General features: G+C 60.9%; 22 protein-coding genes. 8 read left to right on the top strand and 14 right to left on the bottom strand.

All coding sequences use genetic code 11. The features are described from left to right. Nucleotides 1-7: 7 nt before the first annotated feature. Nucleotides 8-1,990, bottom strand: a complete 1,983-nt coding sequence (locus EKH79_RS18270) for a UvrD-helicase domain-containing protein (RefSeq protein WP_126675284.1) — start codon at nt 1,988-1,990, stop codon at nt 8-10. A gap of 141 nt (nt 1,991-2,131) precedes the next feature. On the opposite strand from EKH79_RS18270, the gene EKH79_RS18265 reads away from it, so the two are divergent. After that, a complete protein-coding gene (locus tag EKH79_RS18265; RefSeq protein ID WP_126675283.1) occupies nt 2,132-2,764 on the top strand; it encodes a thymidine kinase in 633 nt (210 codons plus the stop codon). A 33-nt stretch (nt 2,765-2,797) separates the two neighbouring features. Further along, entirely contained in the window at nt 2,798-3,577 is a 780-nt protein-coding gene (locus EKH79_RS18260) for a hypothetical protein (protein WP_126675282.1), read from the top strand. Nucleotides 3,578-3,584: 7 nt separating this feature from the next. On the opposite strand, the gene mutM is transcribed toward EKH79_RS18260, so the two are convergent. The 5 genes from mutM to EKH79_RS18235 are packed head-to-tail and all read right to left on the bottom strand — an operon-like array spanning nt 3,585 to nt 7,755. Further along, nucleotides 3,585-4,412, bottom strand: coding sequence for a bifunctional DNA-formamidopyrimidine glycosylase/DNA-(apurinic or apyrimidinic site) lyase (gene mutM / locus EKH79_RS18255; RefSeq protein ID WP_126675281.1), 828 nt, complete (start codon nt 4,410-4,412; stop codon nt 3,585-3,587). 1 nt (nt 4,413) lies between these two features. Continuing rightward, nucleotides 4,414-4,908 (bottom strand): hypothetical protein, encoded by a 495-nt coding sequence (locus EKH79_RS18250; protein WP_126675280.1) that lies wholly within the window; start codon nt 4,906-4,908, stop codon nt 4,414-4,416. Further along, nucleotides 4,905-6,233 (bottom strand): GldG family protein, encoded by a 1,329-nt coding sequence (locus tag EKH79_RS18245; RefSeq protein WP_126675279.1) that lies wholly within the window; start codon nt 6,231-6,233, stop codon nt 4,905-4,907. Before EKH79_RS18245 ends, EKH79_RS18250 begins: the two co-directional genes overlap by 4 nt. Next, on the bottom strand, nt 6,233-7,006 hold the full coding sequence (locus EKH79_RS18240) for an ABC transporter permease (protein WP_126675278.1): 774 nt from the start codon (nt 7,004-7,006) through the stop codon (nt 6,233-6,235). The genes EKH79_RS18245 and EKH79_RS18240 overlap by 1 nt, the downstream gene beginning before the upstream one ends. Beyond that, complete coding sequence (locus EKH79_RS18235) at nt 7,003-7,755, bottom strand: ABC transporter ATP-binding protein (RefSeq protein WP_126675277.1); 753 nt, start codon at nt 7,753-7,755, stop codon at nt 7,003-7,005. Before EKH79_RS18235 ends, EKH79_RS18240 begins: the two co-directional genes overlap by 4 nt. Before the next feature lie 166 nt (nt 7,756-7,921). Between EKH79_RS18235 and EKH79_RS18230 the strand changes: the two genes are divergently transcribed. Together EKH79_RS18230 and EKH79_RS18225 are read left to right on the top strand one after the other, a co-directional pair. After that, nucleotides 7,922-9,121 carry a DesA family fatty acid desaturase gene (locus EKH79_RS18230; RefSeq protein WP_126675276.1) on the top strand — a complete coding sequence of 400 codons (1,200 nt, stop codon included), beginning with the start codon at nt 7,922-7,924 and terminating at the stop codon, nt 9,119-9,121. A gap of 125 nt (nt 9,122-9,246) precedes the next feature. After that, nucleotides 9,247-9,606, top strand: a complete 360-nt coding sequence (locus EKH79_RS18225; protein ID WP_126675275.1) for a hypothetical protein — start codon at nt 9,247-9,249, stop codon at nt 9,604-9,606. Nucleotides 9,607-9,702: 96 nt separating this feature from the next. Here EKH79_RS18225 and rpmG read toward each other — a convergent pair whose 3' ends face one another. After that, on the bottom strand, nt 9,703-9,870 hold the full coding sequence (gene rpmG, locus EKH79_RS18220; RefSeq protein ID WP_126675274.1) for a 50S ribosomal protein L33: 168 nt from the start codon (nt 9,868-9,870) through the stop codon (nt 9,703-9,705). 11 nt (nt 9,871-9,881) lie between these two features. After that, entirely contained in the window at nt 9,882-10,118 is a 237-nt protein-coding gene (gene rpmB / locus EKH79_RS18215; RefSeq protein ID WP_126675273.1) for a 50S ribosomal protein L28, read from the bottom strand. 397 nt (nt 10,119-10,515) lie between these two features. On the opposite strand from rpmB, the gene secB reads away from it, so the two are divergent. The 3 genes from secB (at nt 10,516) to EKH79_RS18200 (ending at nt 15,194) form a co-directional block, all read left to right on the top strand. Next, nucleotides 10,516-11,016, top strand: coding sequence for a protein-export chaperone SecB (secB, locus tag EKH79_RS18210; protein WP_126675272.1), 501 nt, complete (start codon nt 10,516-10,518; stop codon nt 11,014-11,016). Nucleotides 11,017-11,047: 31 nt separating this feature from the next. Next, nucleotides 11,048-12,073, top strand: coding sequence for an NAD(P)H-dependent glycerol-3-phosphate dehydrogenase (locus tag EKH79_RS18205; protein ID WP_126675271.1), 1,026 nt, complete (start codon nt 11,048-11,050; stop codon nt 12,071-12,073). A gap of 94 nt (nt 12,074-12,167) precedes the next feature. Then, nucleotides 12,168-15,194: a DEAD/DEAH box helicase gene (locus tag EKH79_RS18200; RefSeq protein WP_126675270.1), complete on the top strand. Its 3,027-nt coding sequence runs from the start codon at nt 12,168-12,170 to the stop codon at nt 15,192-15,194. Nucleotides 15,195-15,263: 69 nt separating this feature from the next. Here the strand turns inward: EKH79_RS18200 and EKH79_RS18195 are convergent, their stop codons facing one another. From EKH79_RS18195 to EKH79_RS18180, 4 genes are all read right to left on the bottom strand, one after another. After that, complete coding sequence (locus EKH79_RS18195) at nt 15,264-15,770, bottom strand: hypothetical protein (protein WP_126675269.1); 507 nt, start codon at nt 15,768-15,770, stop codon at nt 15,264-15,266. A 110-nt stretch (nt 15,771-15,880) separates the two neighbouring features. After that, entirely contained in the window at nt 15,881-16,564 is a 684-nt protein-coding gene (locus EKH79_RS18190) for an HAD family hydrolase (RefSeq protein ID WP_126675268.1), read from the bottom strand. A 106-nt stretch (nt 16,565-16,670) separates the two neighbouring features. Then, nucleotides 16,671-17,687 (bottom strand): glucokinase, encoded by a 1,017-nt coding sequence (gene glk, locus EKH79_RS18185; RefSeq protein ID WP_126675267.1) that lies wholly within the window; start codon nt 17,685-17,687, stop codon nt 16,671-16,673. Nucleotides 17,688-17,823: 136 nt separating this feature from the next. Continuing rightward, nucleotides 17,824-19,359 carry a S53 family peptidase gene (locus EKH79_RS18180; RefSeq protein WP_126675266.1) on the bottom strand — a complete coding sequence of 512 codons (1,536 nt, stop codon included), beginning with the start codon at nt 19,357-19,359 and terminating at the stop codon, nt 17,824-17,826. 214 nt (nt 19,360-19,573) lie between these two features. Here EKH79_RS18180 and hemB point away from each other — a divergent pair, with 214 nt between their 5' ends. Next, entirely contained in the window at nt 19,574-20,572 is a 999-nt protein-coding gene (gene hemB / locus EKH79_RS18175) for a porphobilinogen synthase (RefSeq protein WP_126675265.1), read from the top strand. 18 nt (nt 20,573-20,590) lie between these two features. Here hemB and EKH79_RS18170 read toward each other — a convergent pair whose 3' ends face one another. Together EKH79_RS18170 and EKH79_RS18165 are read right to left on the bottom strand one after the other, a co-directional pair. Then, nucleotides 20,591-20,971: a tautomerase family protein gene (locus EKH79_RS18170; protein ID WP_126675264.1), complete on the bottom strand. Its 381-nt coding sequence runs from the start codon at nt 20,969-20,971 to the stop codon at nt 20,591-20,593. After that, nucleotides 20,952-21,572 carry a DUF4865 family protein gene (locus tag EKH79_RS18165; RefSeq protein WP_126675263.1) on the bottom strand — a complete coding sequence of 207 codons (621 nt, stop codon included), beginning with the start codon at nt 21,570-21,572 and terminating at the stop codon, nt 20,952-20,954. Before EKH79_RS18165 ends, EKH79_RS18170 begins: the two co-directional genes overlap by 20 nt. Nucleotides 21,573-21,694: the final 122 nt, after the last annotated feature.

Raw genomic sequence — 21,694 nt, 5'->3', positions numbered from 1 at the left:
ATGCACCTCAACCGCCGGCAAGCATGGCCGCGATTTTCGCCATATGCGATTCCGCCGTTTCGCGCACGGCTTCCTTGTCCGCCTCGGGGTCTTTGCCTTCCCAGTGCAGATCGTCCTGTGGCAATTCATGCAGGAAGCGACTGGGTTGATTGTTATGCACTTCGCCGTAGCGCTTGGTTTTCGACGACCACGAAAGCGTCAGCAACTCTTTCGCACGTGTGATGCCGACGTACATCAGGCGGCGCTCTTCATCCGCGCGGCCTTCGTCGATCGCGCCTTCGTGCGGCAGCGTGCCCTCTTCGCAGCCGACGATGAAGACGAAACGGAACTCCAGGCCTTTGGCGGCGTGCAACGTCATCATGCGAACTTCGTTGCCGGGCTCATCGCGGTCGGCATGATTCAGCAACGCCAATTGCGATGCCAGATCGCCCGCACCACTGCCACCGCGCTGCATGGCGCGGAACCAGTCGGCGAGTTCGCGCAGGTTGCCGAGGCGGCGCTCGCGTAATGCGGGATCTGGCGTCGTTCCCGCTACGTGTGCGGCGTAATTTGTGCGAGTAAGTACGCGTTCCACCAGATCCGCGGCGCCTTCGTGAAGCGAAGCGCTGCGCAGTTCGTCGAGAATATCGGAGAACGATGCGAGCGCTGCGGCAGGACGCGGAGTGAGCTGCTTCAATACGCTGTCGCTGCGCGTTGCTTCCAGCAGCGAGCAGTGTCGCGTTTGCGCGATTTGTCCGAGTTTCTCCAGCGTCGTCGAGCCGATCTCGCGCTTGGGTATATTCACGACGCGCAGGAACGCGGCATCGTCGCTGGGATTGGTCAGCAGGCGCAGATAGCAAAGCAGGTCTTTCACTTCGGCGCGGTCGAGAAACGACATCGAACCGGTCAGGTGATAAGGCACGCGCGCCAGGCGCAACGCTTTCTCCAGCGGACGCGCCTGAAAGTTGCCGCGATAGAGTATGGCGATGTCGTGCCAGCGCACCTTGTGCTTTTCCGCCAGCGTGGCGGCCATGCCGGCGATGCGTTCGGCCTCGTGCTCCGCTTCCTTGCATTCGATGATGCGAATCGGCGCGCCTTCCGGATGCTCGCTCCATAACTTCTTGGTGTGAAGATGCGGGTTATTGGCGATCAGCTGATTCGCGGCGCGCAAAATGCGTTTTCCGCAGCGGTAGTTCTGTTCCAGCTTGATCACGCGCAGCGTCGGCCAGTCTTTGCCGAGCTGGTCGATATTTTCGGGATTGGCGCCGCGCCATGCATAGATCGACTGGTCATCGTCGCCCACGCAGGTGAAATTGCCGCGATCGCCGGAGAGCGCTTTCAGCAAGCGATACTGCGCATCGTTGGTGTCCTGATATTCGTCCACCAGCAAATAACGCAGACGTTCGCGCCACGCATTGCGACACTCTTCGTTACTTTCGAGCGTGCGCAGCGGCAGGCGAATCAGATCGTCGAAATCGACAGCATTGAACGCGGCGAGGCGTTGCTGGTACATCTCATAGATCGTCGCCGCTTCGAGTTCGCGCGGGCTGCGTGCCGCAGCGAGTGCTTCCTCCGGCGACAGACCACTGTTTTTCGCGCGGCTGAGCAGATTGCGCAAGCCGAACAGCACATCGGGTTTGACACCCTTTGGCGCCAGTTCCTTGACGATGTTCTCGGTGTCATCCGCATCGAGCACGGAAAAGCCGCGACGCAAGCCAGCGCGGTCGTGCTCGATCTGCAGGAATTTCAAACCCAGCGCATGGAACGTGCAGACGGTCAGCGCCTGCGAATCCTCCGCGCTCACCAGTTTGCCCACACGCTCGCGCATTTCGCGTGCCGCCTTGTTGGTAAACGTGATCGCCGCAACCTTCGACGCAGGCAGCTTTCGCCGCTGCACTAGGTGCGCGATTTTCTGCGTGATCACGGAGGTCTTGCCGGAACCGGCGCCAGCCAGCACCAGCAGCGGGCTTTCGACGTGTTCGACGGCAGCCAATTGTTGGGGGTTCAGCATGCGGCAGGCAATTCGATGAGGTGGATACGGCGTAGCGGTCGATCCTAGCAAACCGGCGGTTACGGGAGCAGGCTTGCGCGGAAGGCGTCCAGGTGGCAGCGCCTCGCGTTACCATGCGCCATCCCGCAAGCCCGGATCCGCATGGCCAAGCTCTACTTCTACTACTCGGCAATGAATGCCGGAAAGACCACCAACCTGCTGCAAAGCGCTTACAACTACTTCGAGCGCGGCATGCGGACGCTGATTCTCACGCCTGCGTTGGACAATCGCTACGGTGAGGGCGTGGTCGCGTCGCGTATCGGGTTGAAATCGCAGGCCCGTCGTTTTACCGGCAAGGAAGATCTGCTGGCGCTGGTGAACGCAGACATCGCCAAGCATGGTGCATTGCACTGCGTATTCGTCGACGAGGCGCAGTTCTTAAGCAAGGCGCAAGTCTGGCAGCTCGGCGACGTGGTCGATCAACTCAACATTCCCGTGCTCGCCTACGGTCTTCGTACTGACTTTCGCGGTGAATTGTTCGAGGGCAGCAAATACCTGCTGGCGTGGGCCGACAGTCTTGAGGAGATCAAGACCATTTGCCACACCGGCCGCAAAGCCACGATGGTGGTGCGCGTGGATGACCAAGGCCGCGCCATCACCGAAGGTCCGCAGGTTGAGATTGGCGGCAACGAGCGCTATGTCTCGGTAAGCCGCGCCGAGTTCAAGAAAATTACCCAGGGACACGGCCGTATCGAACTGCAACAGCCGGGTTTGCCGCTGGATGGCAAGCACTGATCCGCATCAGCGCCGCATATCAAGGAACTACGCATGAGCAATCCGATTTACTTCCCCGCGTGGCAGCGCCCGCACTGGCAGCCGAGCGACGAGGAAATCATTCTGCATTTCTACGTGTTCGGCGATTTCAAGCCGATTCGCGTGCCGTCCGAACCCTATGGCAGCGACGGTTTGCCCGAAGGCATGGAAGTCAACAGCTACCACAACAGCGTGTTGCGCGATTGGGAAGGCTATCCGCTGAAAGGCGCGTTGGGCGACTTGTTCAAGAACGATGCACCCGAGGCTTTCGAAGCAGCGACGAAAGCACCGCAGGTGTTGGTGGTGCGCGGGCGTTTCAAGGACAGCCGCGACACGGGTTATCTGCGCGACACGTTCGGCGTATTGGCCGGCTTGCTCGACATCGGCGGCGTGGCAATTGTCGATCCGCAGATTCTCTCGCTGTTTACGGCTGAGGAATGGCGTCACCGCTACCTGATCAAGGACGGCGCGCCGCTGCGCAATCACATGCTGATTCTGCGCGATCAGGAGGAAGATACCCGCCGCATCTGGATTCACACGCGTGGTATGCGCAAATTCGGCCGCCCCGACATCAGCGTGCATAACGTGCCGGTGGAACAGGGTGATCACGCCGGTGCGCTTTGCCAACGTCTCGCTGAATTGGAAGCGCTTGGTGCGCACTTCACCGATGGGCAGCCGCTCGAAGTCGATGGCATCGTTGGCGGATTGATCGCCGAACTCGGCGGCGGTTACGACGATCCGCATTTCAACAACACGTACGTCGAATTTTATTGGCCTGGTGCCGACGAAGTGTGAGGCGTTTTCACTTCTGGCAGGTGGGACACCAGAACGTCGAGCGTTGGCCAATCACTTTTTGACGAATCGGCGTGCCGCAGGCTTTGCACGGCTCGCCTTCGCGCCCGTAGACGAACAATTCGCGGAAGAAGTAACCCGGCGCGCCATCGGGATTGAGGAAGTCGCGCAGCGTGGTGCCACCGCGCTCGATGGCCCACGCAAGGATGCGTTTGACTTCGGCAGCGAGCCGTTGATAGCGCGCGCGTGAGATGGATCCCGCCGGCTTGCGTGGATCGATGCCGGCGGCAAACAAGGCTTCGCTCGCGTAGATGTTGCCGACGCCGACAACATTGGCGTTGTCCATCAGGAAAAGTTTCACTGCGGCCTTGCGGCCGCGCGAGCGTTGCCACAGCAGATCGCCGTCAAAATCATCGGTAAGCGGCTCAGGCCCGAGTCCTGCTAGCAACTCGTGCGTTGTGCCGGGCGGCTGCCAAAGCAGAGAGCCGAAACGGCGTGGATCGGTGAAGCGCAGGATGCGCGCGGGTTTCCCTTTCGCAGCATCGAAAAGTATATCCACGTGATCGTGCGCGCCGGGCGCGATATCCGGCGGCAGCACGCGCAACACGCCGCTCATCCCAAGATGCAGAATCGCGCTGCCTGCTTGCGTTTCCAGCAAGAGATACTTTGCCCGGCGCTCGATAGCATCGATGCGCTGTCCGGGAAGAAGCTCGGAAATCTCGCGTGGAATCGGCCAGCGCAGATCCGGGCGGCGAAGCGTCACGCTGACGACGCGCCGGCCGACAAGATGCGGTGCGATACCGCGCCGCGTGGTTTCGACTTCGGGTAACTCGGGCACTTCAGAACGCCTTGATGTTGCTGCTTTGCGCGGAGCGCGGCATGTAGCGCAGCGAGATGATGCCTACGCGATCGCCAACCTTCGCATAGGCGCCCTGGCCGATGGCTGTCATGCCGCCGAACAGTATCGTTTGGCCGTCCACTTCGAGCCGGGCTTGCGGTGGCGAAAGGCCGATTTTGGAGAGATCGTATGTCGTCGCCGGTTGCCAACTCTGCACGGGTGCAGCAGCGATGTTCACCAGTTCGCCGAGACGCAGATCGTCGGCGCGTTCGGGTTCTGCCTGATCGGCGCGCCACCAGTGGTTGTCGCGTTTGACGTAATGTTCCGTCGCGGTCTTACCCACTTCCAGATTCACGCGCGTGATCGAATCGGGCTTTAGCGATGTGAGCGTGCCGGGCGCCGACTGTTGATCGCTGCGCACTTGCCACCATGCGACAGCGGCCAGCACGACCACCGCCAAAGCAAAACCTATCAGCCGGCGTGTCGATCGCTTCATGCGCGACGTCGGCGCCACGCGATCAGGCCGCCGATGACCAACAGCAACAACGGAAGCACGACAATGAAGCCGATGCTCAATATATCCAGCTTGGCCTGCGACACATTCAAGGCGCGATCCGGCGCGCCGCGCGGCGGCATGCTAAGCAGCTGATCGTCGCCAAGCAGCCAATTGAAAATGCGTTCGCCCAGTGCGCGATTGCCACCGTTGCCGAGGAAACTGTTGGAGAGAAAATCGCCGTTGCCGATGACGACAACGCGCTGTTCGCTTTTCGCCGGGCTCGGTGAGAGTCGGCTAAGCGCAAAGCCAAAGTCGAGCGGCCCCTTCAGCGGTACCGACGACGATGTGGTGTCCAGCGATTGCATCGTCGCTTGCGGACTGGTGCGCAGAATCGGATCGATTTTCCATTCGCTCTTGCGCGTTTGTGCAAGTGGCGCGACTTCGGGAAAAAGTGTGGCCAAGGTAAAGCCGCGTGTGATCGTGCTTGGTGGGTAGTCGCCCAGTGCAATCATGCGCGGATCTTTCAGGCCGAGTGCCGCGTTCGATGCATCGATGACTTCACCGGGAAGCACACGTATCCCAAGCGTATCGGCGAGCGGCTGCAAGCTCGGATCCTGATTGCCCGGATCGGCGAGCCACAGCACGTTTCCGCCGTTGGCGATGTAATCGCTGAGTGCTTTGCCGGCGCCTGCCGAAAGCGCCGCCTGCGGACTGGCCAAAACAACGAGGTCGGTGTGATCGGGAACGCTAGTCACTTGCGAGAAATTCAGCGGCACCGCCCGCATGCCGCCATGTTCAAGCTGCGACATGAACGTGCCGAGATCGGCGTTGGCCTGCCCATCGGCGCGCCGCTCGCCATCGCCTGTGACAAACGCAACGATGCGATCGCTGCCGCGAACGAGGCGCTCAAACGCGTCGGTGAGCGAGAGTTCCGTCAGGGCTTCGAGGCGCTGCTCGCGATCGCGGTAATGCAAAATCATTTCGCCATCCACAGTAATGCCAAGGTTGCGCATGGCGGCGGGATCTTGCTGCGGATCGACAAAACTTAAGTGCAGATCGGGTTTGACCTGCTGGTAGCGTTTGAGCACCGTGGCGATGCTCTCGCGCAGATCACCTTGCGGGCTGGCGTAGCTGACGATATCGACCGGGCCGTCGAGCTTCGCCAGTATGGCGCGTGTTTCCGGCGGCACGCTGGCACGACTGCGATACGTCCAGTCGCTGAGGATGGCGTGGCGCGAGGTGAGAAAACCGACGGCCCCTGCACCGATCAGCACAAGCAGCGCAAACAGCCAGCCATTCAAGCGTCGGGTTAACGACATGCTCATCAGCCGCGCTCCCTGTCCGACGCCAGGCGACGTATGCCCAATGCCAACGCAACGGCGATGGCCAGCAAGAACCACGCAATGTCAGCACTGGAAACCACGCCGTGCATCAGGTTGTCCTGATGCGTGCTCATCGCCAGCCAATTGATAAAGCCGTTGTCGACGCCGGCACGTTGTGCGCCGAGGTTGATGCAGTACAGCGTCAGACTGATGATCAATGCTGCCACGGCAGCGACTGCGGCATGTTGCGCAAACGCAGAACACGCCAAGCCGATGGCAGCCAATACGGCCAGCGCCAGAAAGGTACCGAGCGTGGCAGCGGCGAGCTTGCCCCAGTCAAGCGTCGCGCCGTGCGCGAGGCTCACCGGAATAGCGAGCGCGAGCACCAGCCACAGCGCAAGCCAAACAAGCACCGCCAGATATTTGCCGACCAAAATGCGCGTAGCCGACAAGCCGCTGGCGAACAGCAACGGTAGTGTTCCCGCTGCGCGCTCAGACGCCAGACTCGACATCGTCAACAGTGGCACGATCAACAAGGCCAATTCGATCAGCGCGAACGGCAGCGCAAAACTGCTCAATAGCGGTATCAGCACAATGTCTGTGTAGCCGGGGCCATCAGGAATACTGGCAAGCTGCACCTGGCTCAGCAGAAAGAATTGCAGCAGCAGCGCAAAGCGCCAGCCGAGTTCCGCCAACGCGAGCGCGGCGATCACCCAGCCGAACGGGCGCACAAAAAGACGGCGCAGTTCCAGGCGCGTCACAGCGAAAAGTGTCATGCGGCTTGAGCCCTGCCGGCCATTGCGATGTCGAAGAACGTTTTTTCCAGCACTTCATGTTGGTCGGCATGCAGCGGTGCGTCGTGGCGCAACCGTCCTTCATGCAGAATCGCAACGCGATCGCACACCGCTGTTACTTCCGTCAGCTGATGTGTGGAAAGAATCACGGCGGTTCCGTTCGCCGCCAGTTCGCGCAGCAGATTGCGCAACGCGACGACCTGCACGGGGTCGAGCGCATTGGCTGGTTCATCGAGCACGAGTAGAGCAGGGCGATGCAGCAGCGCACAGGCAAGCCCCAAGCGCTGCCGCTGACCTTGTGAAAGCACGCCGGCGAGGCGCCGCTGCAGATCGTTCAACTCGAGCTTCTGGATGATCGCGTCACATGCTTGATTCAGGTTCGCGCCTTTCAAACCGCGCAACCGGCCATGCGCCAGCAGATGTTCCCGCACGGTCAGTTCTGGCCATAGAGGGGCACCTTCGGGCAGCCAGCCGATGGCCGATCGGGCCAGTTCGGGATGCTCAAGGAAGTCATTTCCCTGAATGCGAATCACGCCGCTGTCGGGCGTGAGCGCGCCTGCGATCATGGCCAGCGTGGTGGATTTGCCGGCGCCGTTCACGCCGAGCAGCCCCAGGACCTGTCCAGCCTCTAGCTGGAGGCTCAGGTTGCTCACGGCAGGACGTCCGGCGCGGTGCCGGGTGACCTCTTCAAGTTGCAATATGTGAGGTGAAGCAGGTTTCGGCGCGTTCATTGCTTGATTGTCGGGGTGACCCCATACGTTACACAACCGTTCGCCGTCACGAAGCGGTGTTTTAACGGAAGTGCAAGCGGCGGGGCTTTACCATGCTGTGGTCCGTGCTGGTGGGTATGGACGCCCTCCACTAGACTGCCTTTTCAACGTACCCGGGTATATCCAGATGTTTGATGCTGTGCTGAATTTTCTCTCCAGCGGCTTGCTCCATGCCGGTTGGTTGACGATGGTCGTCTACCTGCTGGTGATGACGCAGATCACCATTTTCACGGTCACGCTTTATCTGCACCGCTGCCAGACGCATCGCGGTGTCGATCTGCATCCGCTTATCGCGAATTTCTTCCGCTTCTGGGGCTGGCTCACCACGGGCATGGTCACCAAGGAGTGGGTCGCCGTGCACCGCAAGCACCACGCGAAGGTGGAGACCGAGGAAGATCCGCACAGCCCCCAGATCTACGGCCTGAAGAAGGTCTTCTGGGATGGCGTCGGTCTTTATCGCAACGCCAGTGAAGTGAAGGAAGATCTGGAAAAGTACGGCCGCGGTACGCCCGACGACTGGATCGAGCGCAAGCTGTACAGCGGACATCCGTACTGGGGTCCGACGTTGATGCTGATCATCAACCTCGCATTGTTCGGTGTCATCGGCGCCGCCGTGTGGGCCGTGCAGATGGCATGGATTCCGTTCTGGGCCGCCGGCTTCGTCAACGGTGTCGGTCACTGGTGGGGCTACCGCAACTTCGAAAGCTCCGACACGGCGACCAACCTCGTTCCCTGGGGCGTCTGGATCGGCGGCGAAGAGCTGCACAACAATCATCACGCTTTCCCGAGCTCGGCCAAGTTCGCGCTGCGCAAGTGGGAATTCGATATCGGTTGGGCTGCGATCTGCGCGCTGCGCGCCGTGGGTCTTGCCAAGGTGTTGCGTGTAGCGCCGACGCTGGATGTTCGCCCGAATGTGCATCTGCCGGATGCCGAAACGCTGAAGGCCGTGCTCACGCATCGCTTCCAGGCGATGACGGACTTCTATCGCAACGTCATCGTCCCGACCCTGCGCGACGAAGCGCAGCATGCGGGCGAAAGCATCAAAGCCACGCCGCGCCGTATGCGTCGTGCGCTGGCTGATGGCGGCCGCTGGCTGGATGGCGAAAGCCGCGAGCGCATGCAGGCGGTACTGGCCAAGCGTCCGACGCTCAGCACCGTGTGCGATTTCCGCAATCGTCTGGCTGACCTGATGGAACAACGCGGCGCCGAACAGGCGTTGAAGGGTTTGCAGCAGTGGGTGGTGGAAGCCGAGCAGAGCGGTATCCGCGCACTGCAGGAATTCGCCCAGCGCCTGAAGAGTTACTCCGTGGTCGCCAGCAACGCCTGATACGTTGCTGCCAACGATCGGAATGCAAAAGCCCGCCAAATTGGCGGGCTTTTTTGTGAGTCGAGCAATACTTCGCAGTGGATTTTTGAACACTCTCTGTTACGCAGAATCTATCTGAGGCAACGATGACATTCTCGAAAGTCGTGCGTTTGATGGTGGTATACGTCGGTTTGATTTCCGTAGCGGGCGTCTGTTATCGAGCGCCGTTCCTGCTGCGAGCGATCAATCTGGGTGAAATGACGGTAGTGCAGGGCGTATGTACTTTGATTGCCTGTGTCAGCCTGCTGATAGGCGCGCTGCGCTTCTTGCTCAGCGCGGCAGCCAGAGGCTGGCCCTTTGCGCTTGCGTTGTTGGCCGGCATCGCTGTGTTGATCGGTCTTCCAGTCTCGTTTCTCTCTGACTGGTTTGTAGTGATGGTGGCCGCTTGCTTTGCAGGAGCGTTGGTAGGTTTTTGGCCGAAGGCCTCGGCCGTTACGTCTTCTTAAATGATTCGATCGATCCGTTCTAGATCGGTGCAAGCGAAGTAATAAAAAAAACCCGCCACATGGGCGGGTTTTCGTAACACTCGGAATGCCGATCAATTACTTGATCTTGCCTTCCTTGTAGATCACATGCTTGCGCACAACCGGATCGTATTTCTTGAATTCGAATTTGTCCGGGGTGTTCTTCTTGTTCTTCTGCGTGGTGTAGAAGTGGCCGGTACCGGCCGACGAGATCAAACGGATCTTGTCTTGCTTGCTGTTAGCCATGACTTATCTCCTCAGACCTTTTCGCCACAGGCGCGCAGATCGGCGATCACGGCCTCGATGCCTTTCTTGTCGATGGTGCGCAGCGCCTGGTTGGAGACGCGCAGTTTCACCCAGCGGTTTTCGCTGGCGACCCAGAAGCGACGCTCATGCAGGTTGGGCAACCAGCGGCGACGGGTTTTGTTGTTAGCGTGCGAGACGTTGTTGCCGGTCTGCACACCTTTTCCGGTGACTTGGCATACACGGGCCATGATGACCTCCGTAATTTTGTTTACCGCCCGTTGGCCAGGGCGACATCGGCCCAGTGGCGCCTTGCGCCACGCGATACTGGAGGGTGTTGCTCCCGGGGTTTGCCGTGAGGTTCGCATCGCGTCGCGAACGTGCCCGAAAGGTCGGGCCGGCATGGCCGAGCCGTGCATTCTCTCAGAAAAACAGGTGGATGCGCAATCTTTGATCAATGGGCACCCGGATGGCGGCGGTGATCGTCATCCTCTGGGCACGCGGCTTCGAAAAAGGCGCATTCACCCTCGGCGTTACCGTTTTCAGGGGCTTGAGCAGGGAAGTGTCTCATGGCGGCAATCGGGGATGTATGGAACAATCCTCTCCTTTGCGCTCATCGCGCTTGCTCATTTGAACTGAGGGAATCTCATGGCAGAAGTCACCAACGGCCAGACCAACGGCCCCGCCAACCAGCCACAGCTAATGCTGCAGAAGATCTACGTGAAGGACGTCTCTTTCGAGGCCCCGAACGCACCGCAGATCTTCCAGGACGTGGCCGAACTGACCGAAGCCCCGCAGGTTCAGCTGAATCTGAGTCAGCGCGCGACCGGTCTGGGCAACGACATGTACGAAGTGGTGCTCAGCCTGACCCTCACCTGCACGGTGAACGAGCGCACGGCTTATCTGGCCGAAGTTCATCAGGCGGGCCTCTTCGGCATCGCCGGTTTCAGCGAGGCCGATCATGCCAGCATCATTGGCAGCTACTGCCCGAACCTGCTGTTCCCGTACGCGCGCCACACAATCTCCACGCTGGTGCAGGAAGGTGGCTTCCCGCCGTTCTTGCTGCAGCCGATCAATTTCGAAGCCCTCTACGCCGAGCAGGCACGCCGCATGGCCGGCGGCGGCGAGGCTCCCACGCTCAACAGCTGATCCATCTAGACCCTACTCACAGGCTCTCTTCATGAGTGATCAGCCGATCCTGGCTGTCCTGGGTGCCGGTTCCTGGGGAACCGCACTGGCCGCGCTCGCCGCGCGCAATGGCGTCGCCACCCGTTTGTGGGGGCGCGACGCTGCTGCGCTTGCCGAGATGGCGGCCACGCGCCGCAATCATCGCTATTTGCCGGACCTCGAGCTGCCATCCAACCTGGTTTTCGAACCCGATCTGGCCGCGGCGCTACGTGGTGCCACGACCGTCCTGATCGTGGTGCCCAGCCATGCGTTCGCCGAAATGCTCAGCGAGATCAAGCCGCTGCTCGATCCTGCCGCGAACATTGCGTGGGCGACCAAGGGCTTCGAGCCGGGCACGGGCCGTTTCCTGCATGAGCTGGTCGCGGAGAAGTTTCCGGACCGCGCGGCGGCGGTGATCACCGGGCCGTCCTTCGCACGCGAAGTCGCCTCCGGCATGCCCAGCGCCGTCACCGTGCATTCGGAGAACGAGGACTTCGCCCAGCAACTGGCCAAGCTGCTACACGCGCCGAACTTCCGCGCCTACACCGGCAAGGACGTACTGGGCGCGGAACTCGGTGGTGCCATGAAGAACGTGCTGGCGGTCGCGACAGGCGTCGCCGACGGTATGCAGCTGGGTTTGAACGCGCGTGCCGGACTCATTACGCGTGGCATGAACGAGATGCTGCGTTTAGGTGTGGCGCTCGGTGCACGGCCGGAGACGCTGATGGGCCTGTCGGGCCTGGGCGATCTCGTGCTTACCTGCACCGGCGATCTCTCGCGCAACCGCCGCCTCGGCATTGCGTTAGGACACGGCATCGGTATTGACGATGCGGTCAAGCAGATCGGTCAGGTGGTCGAAAGCGTCGTCACCGTGGACGAAGTGGTGCGTCTTGCCGACAAGCACGGCCTCGATCTTCCGATCAGCAAAGGTGTGCGCGCCGTGCTGCACGGCGAGGTCACGCCGGTCGAAGGACTGAAGGCTTTGATGGCGCGCGAGCAGAAGCCGGAGTACCCGCAGGGCCTGTTCGGGCCGACTTGAGCGGTCATTCCCGTCGATTCATTCCAACGGTTGCGGAAAGAACCCGAATCGCTGCTAAGCTCAAGGTTTTGATCGCTCCAGGGATCGCATGCGCATGCACGTACCGGACGAGAAACACCACGGCGACCCTTCCTCGAAGGAAGATGAGCGCGGCGAAGAGAGCTTGCCCGGCGTATGGCGCAAGCTGCTCGCCAAGCCCGCGGCTGCCGTCACGCACGATCACATCGTGCTGGGTTTCTTTTTCGAGGTGATGCCGGAGGAAGGCGTGCCTTACGCGCGGCTGGACGCCGCCCCGGTGCTGCTGGCGCCCGCCGAACACGGACGCTTCGCGCGGCCGACGCCGCTCGAAAGCAAAATGCTCGCGCACACCACGCTGCAGTCGCTGGAGCAGCGGCTGGCGACCGCCGTGCTGGGCCTGCCGCAAACCTTGCGGAAGTCGCGCAGCTACGCGCGGCTGTCCGGGCACGTCGGCAACTCGCTGCTCGCCGAAATGCTCGATACCGCGCCGTGCTTCCTGGGAGGCCTGGCGGGCTTGCGCCTCTCGCGCGGCAAATCGCATCAGCTCAACTGGCATTGGCATCTGGAAAACGACGGCAGCCAGAAATTGCTGCCTGCACTCCCCCACAGCCAGCGCCTGCTGCGCGTCGACGGGCTTTGGTACCTGGATGCGGAACGCGCAGAGCTGGGGCATCTCGAAGCCGATCCGGAAGAAACGCACTGGCTTGATCTGCCAGCGCTGAAACACGAATACGGCCGCAGCCTGCGCCGCACATTGCCATCGAGCCGGCTGGCGCATCGTATTCCGCTGCCGCAAGTGTTCGATCAATTGCACCGCGCCGAGCTTGCGCCCAAGCCTGTATTGATCCTGCACGCGTTGACGCGTCACGCGCGCCTGGCCGCGGGGACGCCACCGCTCGCCTATGCGCGATTGGCCTTCGACTACGCCGGCGAGCGCCTGCCTGGCCGCGGCGGCGAACCGCTGGTGCGGCGCATCCGCAATGGCCAGTTGGTGGAAATCACGCGTCGCCGCGCGGAAGAACTGTCCGCGATGGAACAGCTTGAGCGCGCCGGTCTCACCCTGGGTGTCGATACCGAAGGGCTGCCGTGGGATCTCGCCGATACGTTGCCGGAAGATGCGTGGCTGTTTCCCGGTAAAGGCCATGCGGGCGCGCTTGAAGTCAACACGCCTGCGCGCTGGCTCGCACTGCGTCCGAAACTTGAAGGCGAAGGTTTTACGCTCGAGTACGCGCCGAGTTTTCCCTTCGAAGTCTTGGAAGGCCCGGTGCGCTGGTACGGCAACGCCGTCGAAGATGCGGACGATCATGCGTTCGATCTGGAAATCGGCATCGAGGTCGAAGGCAAGCGACGCAATCTGTTGCCTGCCGTGGCGCAAGCGCTTGCCGAGCATCAACTCAATCTGAGTCCCGCGCCGAACGAGCCGGAAGACGCTGTGTGGTATGCGCCGGTGGATGAACGCCGTCGCGTGCCGGTTCGATTGAAAGAATTGCGCGGGTTGCTCGCGCCACTCGCCGAATACCTGGAAAAGCCGAAAAAGAAACTGCATCTTCCGCGCGTGCAGGCAGGACGCCTCGAAGAAATCGTCGAAGCGCTGCCAAGCGGTGGCGAATTGCAGGCGCCGGAACAACTGCGCGGTTTCACCGCACGTCTGCGCGATGCAGCCGAGCGCGCGAGCGATGCCATTCCCGAAGGACTCACCGTCGAACTTCGCCCGTATCAACGCGAAGGCTTGCGCTGGTTGAATGCGCTCGCCGAAGCCGGCGTTGGCGGCGTGCTGGCCGACGATATGGGTCTTGGCAAAACGCTGCAGCTGATCACGCATTTGCTGGCGCTGAAGGACAGCGGGAATTTGCAGCAACCGGCACTCATCGTCGTGCCGACCAGCCTGATTCCGAACTGGCTGGCTGAAATTGCTCGTTTCGCGCCGTCGTTGCGCACACTGGCGTTGCATGGTCCGCAACGCAGCGGTGACTTTTCGCAAATCGCGGTGCAGGACATCATCCTCACGAGTTACGCGCTGCTGCCACGCGATGTCGTCACGCTACGCAAGCAAGCGTTCTCGCTGATCGTGCTGGACGAAGCGCAGCAGGTGAAAAATCCGCGTACGCAAGCACGCCGCGCGGTGCTGACACTGCGCGCACCGCGTTGCATCTGCCTGACCGGCACGCCACTTGAAAATCATCTCGGCGAACTGTGGTCGCAGGTCGATCTCGCTGTGCCCGGTCTGCTTGGCGATGAAGGCGCATTTCGTCGTCACTATCGTGTGCCGATTGAAAAGCAGCGCGACGAAGAGTGTCAGGCGCGACTGAACCGTCGTCTGGCGCCGTTCATTCTGCGCCGTACCAAATCGCAGGTGGCGTCCGAGCTGCCGGCCAAGACGGAGATCACGCGTCGCGTTGTGCTGGATGGCCGCCAGCGCGAGCTGTATGAAAGCCTGCGTTTGTCGCTCGCCGACGAATTGCGCGAAGTGATCGCACAACGCGGTATCGCCCACAGTGGCATCGTGGTGCTCGATGCGTTGCTAAAGTTGCGCCAGGTCTGCTGCGATCCGCGACTGGTCAAACTGGAAGCTGCGCGCGGCGTGCGCGATTCCGCCAAGTTCGAATTGCTGATGGACATGCTGCCTGCATTGCTCGCCGAAGGCCGCAAGGTGCTGCTGTTCTCGCAGTTCACGGAAATGCTCAAGTTGATTGCCAATGAGCTGGAGCGTCACCGCATCCGTTACGTCATGCTCACCGGTGAAACGCGTGATCGCGCGGAACCCGTGCAACGTTTCCAGGAAGGCGATGTGCCGCTATTCCTGCTCTCGCTGAAAGCGGGCGGTGTGGGCCTTAACCTCACTGCAGCCGACACCGTGATTCATTACGACCCATGGTGGAATCCGGCGGCTGAAGCGCAGGCGAGCGATCGTGCGCATCGCATCGGACAGGACAAGCCGGTGTTCGTGTTCCGCCTGATTACAACAGGCACGGTCGAAGAGCGAATCGAAGAACTGAAAGCACGCAAAGCCGAGCTTGCCGAAGCCGTTCTGGAAGGTGGCGGCACGCGCGAAAAACTCAGCTTCGACCAATCCGATCTGGATGCGCTGCTCGCTCCCAGCTAAGTTGCCAGGTGCACTCACCCACGCACACTAACGCGCACATCTCCGCGATCGGAGATGTGCGCACCATGATCAGCTCGCCAGATAGCTGCGCACGCGCGGATCGTTCAACATGGTCATGACGCCCTCGGCAATGCAGCCGTCAAGATCCTGGCCCACGGAACCGCTGGCGTGATGCACCGTCTCTTCGATGACCTGGCCGTTGCCAAGTGTGACGTCGAATACGATCGTACTCTTGTAGAAGAACGCAATGTAGTTGCTGCGCAGCGAATTCACTTTCAGCGAAAGCGTCTTGGGCGTGGTGTTGCCCGCATTGCCGTGCTTGCCAATCTCTTCGCGCGTCTGCTTCACCATGACGTCGGTGATGTCGCTCAAGCTCGATGTCAGCGAGATGCCCGAATAAGACGAAACGATAACCTGTTCGGTCGCGGGTTGATTGTTATCGACTGTTACGGGTCCGCTAGTGGGAAAAGCGGAGACCAGAGTTTTGTCCAGCGGGTATTCCTGCGGCTTGAACGGATGCGATCCGCAGGCCGACAAACCAGCGACACAAAGCAGTGCCAGTGCGATATAACGCATGCATGTTTCCCCTGTTTGGTGGCTCAGAACAACAAATATCCCTGTGCCGGATGGCGGGCACCCGGTACGGATTATCCTAGCAAAGCTGTTTTACAGCGGCACAGCGACGATCAGTCGCGCGCGGCGATTTCGTCGATGTGCCGTAAAAGATCTGCTGGATCGTCATACACGCGGAAGGCACCTGCGCGCTGCAGTTCGTCCTGTCCATATCCGCCGGAAAGAAGGCCCACGCCAAGTGCTCGCGCACGTTGCGCGGCGAGCATGTCCCAGATGCTGTCGCCGATGACCAGCGATTGATGAATGTCGACACCCAGACGTTCTGCAGCAGCGAGGAACAAATCAGGGTCCGGTTTGGCGTGACGAACCATGTCACGCGTCACTACCGGCACCTTGTTGGGATCCACGCCCAAAGCTGCAAGATTATGTGCCGCCGTGACCATGCGGCCGCTGGTGGCGATGGCCCAGGGGATATCCTGCTGCGTCAGGAAATCCAGCAACTCGCGTGCGCCGGGCAGCGGCCGCACGGAGCCTTGTGTGTGATGACGATTGAAGGCTTCCGCGTGCCATCGCTGCAGGCGTTGAATGCGTTCTTCGGTGATGTCCAGTCCGGTTTCGCGCAACAGGATGTTGGTGAACAGGCCGCCGCTCATGCCGATCTTGCGGTGGATGCTCCACACGGGGAGCACTACGCCTTCGCGATCCAGCGATTCTTTCCACGCCAGCACGTGCTGGTAAACGCTGTCGATCAAGGTGCCGTCGAGATCGAAAAGAAAAGCGGTGCTTGAGCGTGGCATGGGATAGTTCCGTCTTTGGATAACTACGCGACGGTAAGGTTAGCGTAACGAGGAAGATAACCTTCTACGTCGAAGCCGCAGCATGGCGAGTGGCCTCAGAGGTTGCTCAATGCTGCGATGGCAGCGCTCTACCCGAATCCAGCACGGCCAACGCTGCAGCGCCGAGCAAACCGGGTTCCGGATGCGTGATGGCAATTGTCGGCACGCGTTCCATCGTATCGCGGAAGCGTCCCTTGGCTTCGAAGCGTTCGCGGAAACCGCCGTTCTGCAGCCACGGCATCAGAATTTTCAGCACGCCACCGGTGAGATAGACGCCATCCCAACCACCAAGGCTTAGCACGAGATCGCCCGCGACGCTGCCGAAAATGCCGGCGAGCGTTTCGACCGTGCGAACGCAAAGCGGATCGCTGCCATCCATCGCGCGCGCGGTGATGTCTTCGGGTGTGTATTCCTCGGCACGCTGACCGGCCATGTCGGCCAGCGCGAGATAGAGATTCACCAGGCCGTTGCCGCAGATCATGCGTTCATTCGACACGCGGCCGAAGCGCGCGTTGAGCCGATGCAGAATTTCCACATCTTCGGCGGTGTGCGCGGCGAAACCCGCATGACCACCTTCGGTTTCCAGCACGATCCAGTGCCCGTAGCGCAGCAGCAAACCGGCGACGCCCAGTCCGGTACCCGGACCCATCACCACGAAAGTCTGCGACGATTTTTGATCGTGCTCCGGCAACAGGTCGGGACCGACCGGTTGCAGTTGATCCTTGCGCAGCAAGGGAATCGACATGCCTTGTGCGGCGAAGTCGTTCACCAGCCGTGCGCCGTCGAGCCCCAGTTCGGCCTGCAATCCGTGCGCAGAAACATTCCACGGATTGTTGGTGATCTGCACCGTTTCGCCGTTGGCGATGCGTCCAGCTGCCGCAATGATGGCGTGCGACGCGGTGTGGCCGGTGTCGGTGAAGTACTGGCGGATGGTGTCGGCCAGCGTGTCGAAATCCTTCACGCGGTAGCGGCGGACGCTGTCCATCATCAGCGGTGTGGCGGACGTCGTATCGGCAAGCGCGAAGCGGACGTTGGTGCCGCCAAGGTCGGCTAGCAGGGTCGGGTGTGAGGCGGAGCGATCCATGGGTAATCCAAACAGCGAGCCTGACAAGACTGCCCGTTGCGACCCGATTCGTCCAGCATTTGACGGTTTGCCGACCGGAGTCGGTCAGCTCATGGCCCTTTCCCCCGCAAGGGAAAGGGCCATAAATCGCCGAGAATTAAGAAGGTGTGGAGGTGGTCTTGAGCGATGCGAGCGCAGTCAACAACGCCTGACCGTTAGGGCTGCCCAATCCCGTGCAGGCATCCCACCCGGGTCCGGCCTGGTAGGTGCCGTTGTTACCCTGCGTAATGTCGCGGAAGGCCGATTCGCCGATCTGATAGAACGCCGCGTGTACGTCGCCTACGGGTGTGCCAAGGCTCTGGTTGAGACGCGCAATCAACGCGGCCCAAAGCGGAGCGACCGCACTGGTGCCACCGATCACTTGCGATTGCCCATCGACCAGCACCTCATAACCGGTCATCGGATCGGCGTTGCCCGACACATCCGGAACACCGCGCCCGGCGTTGCCGCTGGGTGACTTCGGCACATTGGAATTCGCCTGCCAGCTCGGCAGATCGAACTCGATGCTGACACCGCCACCCGTCGCGCCTTCGTTGCTCGCCGTCTCGTTCCACACCACTTCGCTTTTGATGGTCTGGCCGCTGCTGCTCAGCGTGGTGCCGCCGCACGCTAGCGAATACGGGCTGGATGCGGGGAAGTCGACATGCGGTGCGCCATCGGTTTCGCCATCGGTGGAACCGTTGTCGCCGGCTGCAACGATGACGGTTACACCCAATGCCGCAGCATCTTGTATCGCCGTTTCCATCGCAGCGCGCGCTGAACTCGTCCAACTGTCTTCCGGACCGCCCCAGCTGATGGAGATGACCGATGGTTTATTCGTCGTGTCGTGTGCCGCCTGCGAAATCGCTTCGTAAAAACCTTGATCCGTATTCGCCGTGAAATACACCACGATGTGCGCACCGGGTGCCAACGCGCCGGCCACTTCGATATCCAGCATGACTTCGGCATCGGCATCGCCACCCGGCGTGTTCTGGCCACCGGCGACCGAAACGGAAGTTACCTGTGGCGGCTTGGTAATGCCCAGGCCGCTGAAATACGTGCTGAGATCGCTGGTGCTGTAACCGCCGCCCAGCTCGATGATGCCGATCGCCTGACCGGTGCCATCGGTATTGGCGGGAAAGTTGTACAACTGGCCGATTTGCAACGGCGTGTACGTATTGTTCGGTTGCGCCAGGGGTTTGCGGAATTGAGGTTTTGCCACGGGCCGGCGATCCAGGCCAAGCACCGCAATCGCCTCGGTAGGCAATGCAGGCGCGTGGGCGCAACCGACGAACGGCCCCATGCCATTGAATTGATACTTGCCCAGCGTCACGCCAAATGCTTTTTCCAGCGCGGCGGGTGTGCCGCGCACATTCAGAACGCGTCGATGCGGATCGTTGCTGACTTCGGACAAGCCATGTTCCCGCGCGAAACGGCGGAGACTTTCCAGATCCGCCGGTGCGGCGCCGTAATGCTCACCGAACTCGCCGCGCGGCCAACGCGGGGGATGCGGCCATGACGCGAGCGGTGGTGCGTCACCCTGGCGTCGTCGCAAGACAAGCGTCACATCCATCGGCTCGGAACTGTCGTGCGGTCCGAGGTATTTCATGCCATCGGGGGTGGTCCAGTGCGGCGTGCGCGCAGGATGACTCATGGTTCAACTCCTGAGAGGGGGACATGCACCGCCCGACCATGACACACACTATGTGTCGATCTTGCGTACGCGCGGCGCGCCGTTTATCTACGGTGAGGATTGTTCCCGAACGGCATCTCAGGGCCTGAGTCGCCGCGTCGCGGTAGGGTGTCCAAACGTGCGGCAGTTCACAGCGCTAAACTAGGGGAACTTACGCATTCCCAGAGATCGACGTATGAACTTTCCCGCCGTCCGCATGCGCCGTATGCGCCGCGATGCTTTCTCCCGCGCCCTGATGCGTGAAAACACGTTGCTGCCCAGCGATCTCATCATGGTGGCCTTCGTGATCGATGGCGAAGGCAAGCGCGAGCCGGTGCCGTCCATGCCGGGCGTCGAGCGTGTGTCCATCGATGGTCTGCTTGAACTCGCGGGTGAATGCGTGCGCTTGGGTATTCCTGCGCTCGCGCTATTTCCTTCGCCGAATGCATCGGTCAAAAGCGAAGATGCGAAAGAAGCGTGGAATCCGCAGGGTTTGATGCAACGTGCGACGCGTGCGCTGAAGGCGAAATATCCGGATCTGGGTTTGATTGGCGACGTGGCGCTCGATCCGTACACCACGCACGGACAGGATGGCCTGATCGACGAACACGGCTACGTGATGAACGAGCCGACCGTCGAGGCACTTATCAAAATGTCGCTTGCGCAGGCGGAAGCGGGCATGGATTTCGTGGCGCCATCGGACATGATGGATGGACGCATCGGCGCCATTCGCGACGCGCTCGAAAACGCGGGACACATTCATACGCGCATCCTTGCCTATTCGGCGAAATATGCCTCCGCGTTTTACGGTCCCTTTCGAGATGCGGTGGGCTCTGCCGCCAATCTTGGCAAAGGCAACAAGCACACGTATCAGATGGACGTCGGCAGCAGCGATGAAGCGTTGCGCGAAGTGGAACTGGACATCGCCGAAGGCGCCGATGTCGTGATGGTGAAACCAGGTATGCCGTATCTGGATGTTTTGCGCCGCGTGAAAGATGCATTCGGCATGCCGACGTTCGTGTATCAGGTCAGCGGTGAATACGCGATGCTGAAAGCCGCCGCGCAAAACGGCTGGCTGGATGAGCGCGCTGTCGTGCTCGAATCGCTCACCGCCTTCAAGCGTGCTGGTGCCGACGCCATCCTGACGTATTTCGCGGTCGACGCCGCACGCTGGCTGAAAGGCGAAGGTCGCTGATCCCCAGCGACTCGCGCACTACGCGTACGTCATGATTCCGTGGCCGAACGACCAGTTTTCCTTGGTTGTTTCCAGCAGGTTGATCAAGACGTCCTCGGGACGCAGGCCAGGATCGGCTACAAGCTTGTCGACAATGGCTTTGTAAAACGCCTTTTTCTGATCCACGGTGCGCGTGTTGTTACAGGCGATTTGGACGATGACCAGATCGTCGCTGCGCGAGATGCCGAGGTAGTTCGGGTCGTAGTCGAATTCTTCGGCGTCGTGCTGATGCACCAGCATGAAGCGATCGTTCTTCGGCACGTTGAAGGATTCCTCCATGGCGGCATAAATGCCGCTGCGCACGGCCTTGAGATAAGCGGACGACTTGCCGCGGCGTAGATCAATGCGAACGAGAGGCATGGGTTTGCTCCTTGATAAGTGCAGCATGCGCCGCGTTGGCCGCGGGCTGAGAGATGTGGCCGATCTCATAGACGTCGACGTCGTCGCCGACCGGCCGTTGGATGGATTCGCGCCATAGCCGGAAACGAAGCAGCGTCCATCCGGTTGGATCGAAGGCGCTGATGGCCGCAAGCGCGCCACGATCCAGATCGTCTTGCGCGCTGTCACATTCTGTCTCGCGCAACATGTCCAGCGATGTGTGAGTCGCAATGGGCACGATTTCACGCGTGGCACGCTCGGCGCTGGAAAGATCGGCTGCGATATCGGCGCGCCACACCGACCACGTACGCACCACGGGACGGCCGAACGCGGCCACGACACCGGAAAACCCCGCGCTACCGAGAAAAGCGTTCATGCCTTGCGTGTTGTGCCACAGATAAAACGGCGCGTACAGATTTTCCCGGCCTTGCGCATAAGCCGCGGTGCGATCGGCGTAGAGATAGGCCTTGAAGGCCAGATTCGGAAAATCGTCCAGCAGATGGCCCTTGTCTGCGATGCGCTGGCGGATGATGCCCATGTCGTAATCGGCCGGCAGGGCGATGCGGTATTGCATGGTGATCATGGCTCGCTTGCTCCTGGTTGCCCCCACCCGGGCGGCCCGGGCTATGGGCGGTTCCTTGGGTTGACGAGGCCACCTTAGCGCGCGAGCATAGTGTTGAAAATCGGGATTTATAGGATTAATGA

The organism is Dyella dinghuensis, assembly GCF_003977615.1.
Taxonomy (GTDB): Bacteria; Pseudomonadota; Gammaproteobacteria; order Xanthomonadales; family Rhodanobacteraceae; genus Dyella_B; species Dyella_B dinghuensis.
Note: the sequence above shows the minus strand (reverse complement) of the source record. Positions and strands in the feature narration are given on the sequence as shown.

Coding starts and splice junctions, on each gene's coding strand:
- EKH79_RS18270 (WP_126675284.1), bottom strand. CDS start 1,990: ATGCTGAACCCCCAACAATTGGCTGCCGTCGAACACGTCGAAAGCCCG.
- EKH79_RS18265 (WP_126675283.1), top strand. CDS start 2,132: ATGGCCAAGCTCTACTTCTACTACTCGGCAATGAATGCCGGAAAGACC.
- EKH79_RS18260 (WP_126675282.1), top strand. CDS start 2,798: ATGAGCAATCCGATTTACTTCCCCGCGTGGCAGCGCCCGCACTGGCAG.
- EKH79_RS18250 (WP_126675280.1), bottom strand. CDS start 4,908: ATGAAGCGATCGACACGCCGGCTGATAGGTTTTGCTTTGGCGGTGGTC.
- EKH79_RS18245 (WP_126675279.1), bottom strand. CDS start 6,233: ATGAGCATGTCGTTAACCCGACGCTTGAATGGCTGGCTGTTTGCGCTG.
- EKH79_RS18240 (WP_126675278.1), bottom strand. CDS start 7,006: ATGACACTTTTCGCTGTGACGCGCCTGGAACTGCGCCGTCTTTTTGTG.
- EKH79_RS18235 (WP_126675277.1), bottom strand. CDS start 7,755: ATGAACGCGCCGAAACCTGCTTCACCTCACATATTGCAACTTGAAGAG.
- EKH79_RS18230 (WP_126675276.1), top strand. CDS start 7,922: ATGTTTGATGCTGTGCTGAATTTTCTCTCCAGCGGCTTGCTCCATGCC.
- EKH79_RS18225 (WP_126675275.1), top strand. CDS start 9,247: ATGACATTCTCGAAAGTCGTGCGTTTGATGGTGGTATACGTCGGTTTG.
- rpmG (WP_126675274.1), bottom strand. CDS start 9,870: ATGGCTAACAGCAAGCAAGACAAGATCCGTTTGATCTCGTCGGCCGGT.
- rpmB (WP_126675273.1), bottom strand. CDS start 10,118: ATGGCCCGTGTATGCCAAGTCACCGGAAAAGGTGTGCAGACCGGCAAC.
- secB (WP_126675272.1), top strand. CDS start 10,516: ATGGCAGAAGTCACCAACGGCCAGACCAACGGCCCCGCCAACCAGCCA.
- EKH79_RS18205 (WP_126675271.1), top strand. CDS start 11,048: ATGAGTGATCAGCCGATCCTGGCTGTCCTGGGTGCCGGTTCCTGGGGA.
- EKH79_RS18200 (WP_126675270.1), top strand. CDS start 12,168: ATGCACGTACCGGACGAGAAACACCACGGCGACCCTTCCTCGAAGGAA.
- EKH79_RS18195 (WP_126675269.1), bottom strand. CDS start 15,770: ATGCGTTATATCGCACTGGCACTGCTTTGTGTCGCTGGTTTGTCGGCC.
- EKH79_RS18190 (WP_126675268.1), bottom strand. CDS start 16,564: ATGCCACGCTCAAGCACCGCTTTTCTTTTCGATCTCGACGGCACCTTG.
- glk (WP_126675267.1), bottom strand. CDS start 17,687: ATGGATCGCTCCGCCTCACACCCGACCCTGCTAGCCGACCTTGGCGGC.
- EKH79_RS18180 (WP_126675266.1), bottom strand. CDS start 19,359: ATGAGTCATCCTGCGCGCACGCCGCACTGGACCACCCCCGATGGCATG.
- hemB (WP_126675265.1), top strand. CDS start 19,574: ATGAACTTTCCCGCCGTCCGCATGCGCCGTATGCGCCGCGATGCTTTC.
- EKH79_RS18170 (WP_126675264.1), bottom strand. CDS start 20,971: ATGCCTCTCGTTCGCATTGATCTACGCCGCGGCAAGTCGTCCGCTTAT.
- EKH79_RS18165 (WP_126675263.1), bottom strand. CDS start 21,572: ATGATCACCATGCAATACCGCATCGCCCTGCCGGCCGATTACGACATG.